Origin of the sequence: Streptomyces sp. NPDC058664 (assembly GCF_042716635.1) — a bacterium.
Taxonomy (GTDB): domain Bacteria; phylum Actinomycetota; class Actinomycetes; order Streptomycetales; family Streptomycetaceae; genus Streptomyces.
Window position 1 is genome coordinate 1 of sequence record NZ_JBHXRW010000133.1, and the last position, 5,633, is coordinate 5,633.

Here is a 5,633-nt window from a genome sequence, read left to right on the forward strand (position 1 = left end):
GCGACGTCGTGTCCGCCGCCCCGGCACAACTTCCTCACCCTGCCGAAGATCCGCTCCGAGTCACCCGCCTTCGACCTCAACTACCCCGCCCTGGCCGCGCTCGACCCCGGCAAGTCCGCCCGGCGGGACGTGATCGACGAGCCCGGCGGCGCCACCCACGACGGCCCCGACGCCGGACGGGAAGCGTGACGACGAGCGGCGGTTCGGGCGCGTCGCACGCGGACGCCGCGAGGCGGGCGCGTCATGCCGGTGAGGCGTAGAGCACGACGTTGCTGTCGTACGCCGCCGTATCGGGGTCGTACGTCCCCGCGCAGGTGACCAGGGCCAGTCGGTGCGGCCCCTCACGGCTGAAGAGTCCGGGAGGCAGGGCGGACCGGGCGTACAGCCGACCGGCCGTGACCACGTACCGGTACACACGGCCGTTCGCCGCGCGCACCTCCACCCGGGAGCCGGGGCCCAGTTCGTGGAGGACGGCGAAGGCGCCGAGGCCCGGGCCGCGGGAGTCGACGTGCCCGGCGAGCAGCGTCGTCCCGGCGTGCGCGCCGACCGGCGCCCCGAGCGCCCACCATCCTCCGAGGCGTACGTCGTCGGGGAGGCCCAGGACGCCGTCCCGCCCACTGCCGACGGGAACGAGGTCCGCGCGCAGGCCCCGGGGGCCGCGCAGTTCCAGCGGCGGGGACGGATCGGCCAGGACCGGGGGCGGCGCGGTCGGGCCGGCCTCCGCCGGTACGGTTCCGAACCCCGGGGCGGTGACCCTGTCCGCGGGAGCGCCGCCGAGCAGCAGCGCTCCGACCGTGAGCAGGGTGACGCCGAGCAGGGTCGCGCCGCCGCCGGTGACCCGGTCGGCCGTGGGCGTCACTGGGCCCGGTTCCCCCGCCGCCGACCACGGATCAGCCAGGCGGTGCCGAAACCGGCCAGGATCCCGCCGCCGACGAGGCTCGCGATGCCGACCGTGGCGAGCACGTCGGTGCCCCGCGCCGCGAGGTGTCCGCCGCTTCCGGCCCGGACCACGCGCGCGTCCTCGCCCGCGTGACACGTACCGCCCCGGACCATCTCGAGGTGCATGGCCACCACGGGGCGCGCGGCCCGGGCCGCTGCCTTCACCTCGGCGTTCCGCCCCGCGTTCAGCTCGGTGTCGATCAGGGCGAGCGTCTTGGTGTGCGCCGCCTCCTGCGTCTTCAGCCAGGCGGCGTCGTACTCCCGCGTTCCGGCCTTCGCCCGCACGGCGGCGAGTTCGGCCTTCTGCTCGGCGGTCGGGGTGCCGGGCAGCGTGACACCCAGTTTCGCCGCCAGTGTCCTCACGTCCGCGTCGAGCTTGCCGTGGTCCCGCACGAGAACCCGCCCGACCTCCTTCACGCACGCGCTCGTGGCGTTGGCCCGCGCGTCCTCACCGGCCGCGATCTCCGCGAGGTTTCCCTGGTGCGCCGCCTTCGTGAACATCGTGTCCTGATCGCTCACCGGCGCCGCGACCGCGTACGGCCCCGCCGCCGCGGACACGGCTATGAACAGAGCGGCGACCGATGCCGGCCGGGTAACCCTCACGACGTCCTCCTTCACCCGCCGCACGGCTGTCAGGCCGTACGGAACGACGAAATGCCGAATAGCACCTCGACTGGAAGAAATCCCCCTCGCCACGCCCGGAACGGTCGGAACGCGAGTCCTTTCACCCGGAAGAGGCATCACTCTCCGTAGGCGTTATTCCGGTTTCGGATGCGTGGCGTGAGGAAAGCCGGCGGATTCCCCTCGGGCCGTACCGCCATTCGGCCCTTGCCTCCGAACCCTCCGTGCTCCGGACGCCGGGTTCGCACCACGGGCGGCAGGCCCGTCGAGCGAGGCGCCGCTCGCTCGACGATGCTGCGCGAGCTGCCGCGGCGGAACGCGGAGAGCGGGTACGCGCATGCCCGACAGAGGCGGAAGAGACGTGCTGCTGCTGGACCTCAGGACCGTGCCGCCGGCCGATCGCGCCGAGGCGTTCCACCACGCGATGACGAACGAGTCCGTGCCCAACCAGATCGTCCATGAGCCGTCCGACGCGGGCGTGCGGGCGCGGATGGAACTGTGGCGGATAGGCGGCCTGCCGCCCTTCTCCACGCACAACTCCGGTTTCGAGCTGCGGCGCACCGCGGATCATGTGCGCCGTCAGCGGAGTCACCCCGTCGTCTCCGTGTCGTTGCAGCACCGCGGGGTGGGCCGCGCGGAGACGAACGGACACCGGCAGGTCTTCGGACCGGACGACATCGCGGTGTTCCACGAACTGGTGCCGCGCGTGACGGCTGGTCGGGCGACGGGGCCTCCCGGGCGATGGTCTTCGACGTCGGCAGGCTCGGGCTGCCCGTGGAGACGGTCGTGAGGGCCTCCCGCCGGCTGAGGGCGAAGCCCCTTGTACGGCCTCGTGCTGCGCCATCTGCGGGGCGTGTGGCAGGCTCCCGACACGCTTGCCCTCGACCCGGGGCGCCGGGGCGCCGGGGCGCCGGCGGAGGCGACCACCGATCTCGTACGAGCGCTTCTGGTGTCGGCCGCGGACGGGCCCGACAAGCCCGTGGTGCGGTCGGCCATGGAAGAGACCTCGTTCACCCGGGTGACGGCCTACGTGCGGCAGCACCTGACCGAGCGGGACCTCGCGCCCGAACGGATCGCCGCCGCGCACGGCATCTCGGTCCGCCGGCTCTCCACCGTCATGCGGCAGGGCGGCGTGCGCCTGGAGCAGTGGGTCATCTCCGAGCGCCTCGAGGAGGCCCGGCGGATGCCGGCGTCCGGCAGGTTCGACCATCTCGCCGTCGCGGCCGTCGCCGGACGGTGCGGCTGGACCAACGCGAGCGACTTCTCCCGCCGCTTCCAGGCCGCTTTCGGAATGACGCCACGCGAATGGAGAAAGCTGAGCCTGGACGGCGGCGCCTGATCGCGGGGCTTTCCCGGTTCCCCTCCGACGGCCTTCACCCGCCGGGAGAAGTCCTGCTCGGCCCTCCCGTGACGCCCTGTCCTCCGGTGGATCCGCCGGCCGAGCGGACGGCGTGCGCGAGGGCCGACCGCGAGGACACGTTGACCTTGGGGAAGATCTTGTAGAGGTACGTTCCGACCGTCCGCGGGGAGACGTTCAACCGCTCGGCGATCTGCCCGTCGGTGAGCCCCGACGCCACGGGTCGCGCGATGCGGAGTTCCTGCGGCGTCAGCCGCCACTCCTCCGGCGGGTGGGCGTGGGCGACGGCCGATCCACCGGCCCTCAGCTCCTCCGCCGCCCTGCGTACCCAGGGAACCGCCTCCAGGTCGCTGAAGTACGCGTGCGCCGAGCGGAGCTGCTGCCGGGCCTCCTCGAACCGGTGGGCGCGACGCAGCCACGCCCCGTGGTGCAGATGTACGCGGGCGAGCGCGAAGGGCCATGTCCCGGCGTCCGGCAGGGCGCAGACGGCGTGACAGGCCGCGTCGGCCCCGTCGTCATCGGCTGTCACCGCCTCGGCGGCGGCCAGCACGAAGGCATGGTGCGGCGAGATCTCTCCCCTCCTCGCGTGTCGTCCCGCGGCGACGTGGGCGAGCGCTTCGGTTCCGCGTCCGGTGCGCACGGCGGACTCCACCAGGTCGAGGAAGACGGCGTCCCGCGGGCCGTACGGCCGTGCGGAGCGCACGCCGAAGACCCCCGCTGCCGCCGGGGAGGAGGGGCGGGAGCGGGGGCGGGACGGCTCGCGCGTTCTACGCGTGCCGCAGGATCGTGGCCAGGAAGCGGTCGAGTTCGGCTTCGACCTGGTGGTCGACGCCCGGGGACCACAGCTCGGTCCGGGCGAGGAAGGAACGCAGTGCCGCCGACCGGAACCGCACGACGCACCGGCCGCGCCCGGTGTGGAGCTGTACGTGCGTCTCGTAGGCGCCTTCGGGCCACACCCGTACGTCGCCCTCACCGGTCGGGGCGTCGACCCCCTCGGTCAGAAGGCTTCGGGCGAAGGCCCATGTGGTGGTGGACTGTTCGGAATCGTCGGTCGGCGCGAAGTCGAGGCGCACCGCCAGGGGGTCGTCCGGCAGGTGCCGGATGCGTACGACCAGGCGGCCTCCGGCGTGCTCCGGTGTCGACACGTGTGCGGTGACGACATGCTCGATGGGCTGCACGGCTGCTCCTCGGGTACGTCGCGGCGGTACTTCGCGCCGCCGCGAGGCGGCACACCGGACGTTAGGTCCGTTCCCGGCCCGGTGGTCGACCGGCCGCGCACGGGACTTGTCCGAGGGTGCACGAGTCACGCATGGGGGTGACCCGGTCACAGGCCCCGGTGCAGGGCGACGTGCAGGGTGTCCAGTGCCTGCGTGCGGGCCGCCCTGGCCGTGTCGCTGTGCCTCAGGGCGTCGAAGAGGACGAATCCGTGGATGGTGCCGTGGTAGCGGGCGGAGACGACGGAGACACCGGCCTCCCTGAGCCGGGCGGCGTACGCCTCGCCCTCGTCGCGTGCGACGTCCGCCTCTGCGGTCAGGACGAGGGCGGGCGGCAGGCCGCGGAGTTCGTCGGTCGTCGCCCGCGCCGGCGAGGCGGTGATCTCCTCGCGGCGTGCGGCGTCGGGGACGTACCTCTGCCAGAAGTCCCGCATGGCGGCGTCCCCCACGCCGTACCCCCGTGCGAAGCGGCGGTACGACGCGGTGCTCATCGAGGCGTCCAGAACGGGGCAGACCAGCACGTGGTGCAGGATGTCCACGCCCCCGCGCTCCTTGGCGAGCAAAGTCAGCGCGGCAGCGAGGTTGGCTCCCGTGGACACACCGAACACGGCGATGCGGCAGCCGTCGAGCCGCCACTCGGCACCGTGATCGGCGATCCAGCGGGCGACCGTGTAGCCCTGCTCGACGGCCACGGGGTAGGGCGAGGCCGCCGAGAGGTCGTACTCGGGTACGACGACGGTCGCGTCCGCGCCCAGGACCAGGTCCTCAAGGAGACGCTGGTGCGCGAAGGCCGTGGTGCTCACTCCTCCGAGGCCGTGCAGGAAGAGGATCACCGGCATGGGGTCCTCGTTCCCGGCCGGACGCAGGATCCGCACCCGGATGCGCTCCCCGTCGCGGCCGGGGAGGGCCAGCCAGTCCTCTTCGACGTCGGGGTCGGTGTCCGCCTCGCCGAGCAGTGCCTCCGTCGGACCTGGGGCCACCGGCCGGCTCGCGTCGCACGGCGCGCCACGGAGGTCGAAGGCGTCGGCGAAGGCCTGGACCGGCCGTTCGAGCACCGGCGGCGGTTCGGCGGAATGGTCCACAAGTAACTCCTGCGCGAGGGAGCGCCCCCGGATCGTCGGGCAACCGGGCCCACCCTACGGTCCCGTTCCCGCCCGGCGGACGGTGCGGGTCCGAGATGCCGAGCCGCTCGACGAGGTGGGCCACCCGCACGGCGCCGTCACGGCGCAGGAGGTCGAGGATCACCGCTCGCCGCTGAAGTGCCGGCACCGGCTCCTCCGTCCCGATGTCGTCCGCCCCGGGCGGTAACCGGTCGACAGGAAGCCCGCCGAAGTCATCACATCCGAACAGAATGCATACCTCCGCCTGGGGGGCGGCTCGTGCAGCCCCTGGGGTGGCCTCCGGCGCGGCCGGGGGGGGGGCCGCGGGGGGGGTGGGGGCGGCGCCCCCCGCCCGCGCCGGGACACGCGCGGGGGGGGGGGGGGGGGCCGCGCGGGCGCAGA

The 5,633-nt window shown here is 73.8% G+C and carries 7 protein-coding genes and 1 pseudogene; 3 read left to right on the forward strand and 5 right to left on the reverse strand.

What is annotated here, in order from left to right; all coding sequences use genetic code 11:
• Positions 1–189 (forward strand): annotated as a pseudogene (locus tag ACFWUY_RS40365) (cytochrome ubiquinol oxidase subunit I); the annotation flags it as partial.
• A gap of 52 nt (positions 190–241) precedes the next feature.
• On the opposite strand, the gene ACFWUY_RS40370 reads toward ACFWUY_RS40365, so the two are convergent.
• Positions 242–859, reverse strand: coding sequence for a class F sortase (locus tag ACFWUY_RS40370; protein ID WP_384121739.1), 618 nt, complete (start codon positions 857–859; stop codon positions 242–244).
• The gene (locus ACFWUY_RS40375; protein WP_384121742.1) at positions 856–1,542 is read right to left on the reverse strand and encodes a DUF4142 domain-containing protein; all 687 of its coding nucleotides are present in this window, start codon (positions 1,540–1,542) and stop codon (positions 856–858) included. Before ACFWUY_RS40375 ends, ACFWUY_RS40370 begins: the two co-directional genes overlap by 4 nt.
• Positions 1,543–1,921: 379 nt before the next feature.
• On the opposite strand from ACFWUY_RS40375, the gene ACFWUY_RS40380 reads away from it, so the two are divergent.
• Complete coding sequence (locus ACFWUY_RS40380; RefSeq protein ID WP_384121744.1) at positions 1,922–2,350, forward strand: hypothetical protein; 429 nt, start codon at positions 1,922–1,924, stop codon at positions 2,348–2,350.
• 30 nt (positions 2,351–2,380) lie between these two features.
• On the forward strand, positions 2,381–2,899 hold the full coding sequence (locus ACFWUY_RS40385) for a helix-turn-helix transcriptional regulator (RefSeq protein WP_384121746.1): 519 nt from the start codon (positions 2,381–2,383) through the stop codon (positions 2,897–2,899).
• A gap of 34 nt (positions 2,900–2,933) precedes the next feature.
• Here ACFWUY_RS40385 and ACFWUY_RS40390 read toward each other — a convergent pair whose 3' ends face one another.
• The 3 genes from ACFWUY_RS40390 to ACFWUY_RS40400 form a co-directional block, all read right to left on the reverse strand.
• Positions 2,934–3,620, reverse strand: a complete 687-nt coding sequence (locus ACFWUY_RS40390; protein WP_384121747.1) for a response regulator transcription factor — start codon at positions 3,618–3,620, stop codon at positions 2,934–2,936.
• A 64-nt stretch (positions 3,621–3,684) separates the two neighbouring features.
• A complete protein-coding gene (locus ACFWUY_RS40395; protein ID WP_384121749.1) occupies positions 3,685–4,095 on the reverse strand; it encodes an SsgA family sporulation/cell division regulator in 411 nt (136 codons plus the stop codon).
• 146 nt (positions 4,096–4,241) lie between these two features.
• Positions 4,242–5,213: an alpha/beta hydrolase gene (locus tag ACFWUY_RS40400; RefSeq protein WP_384121751.1), complete on the reverse strand. Its 972-nt coding sequence runs from the start codon at positions 5,211–5,213 to the stop codon at positions 4,242–4,244.
• Positions 5,214–5,633 lie beyond the last annotated feature (420 nt).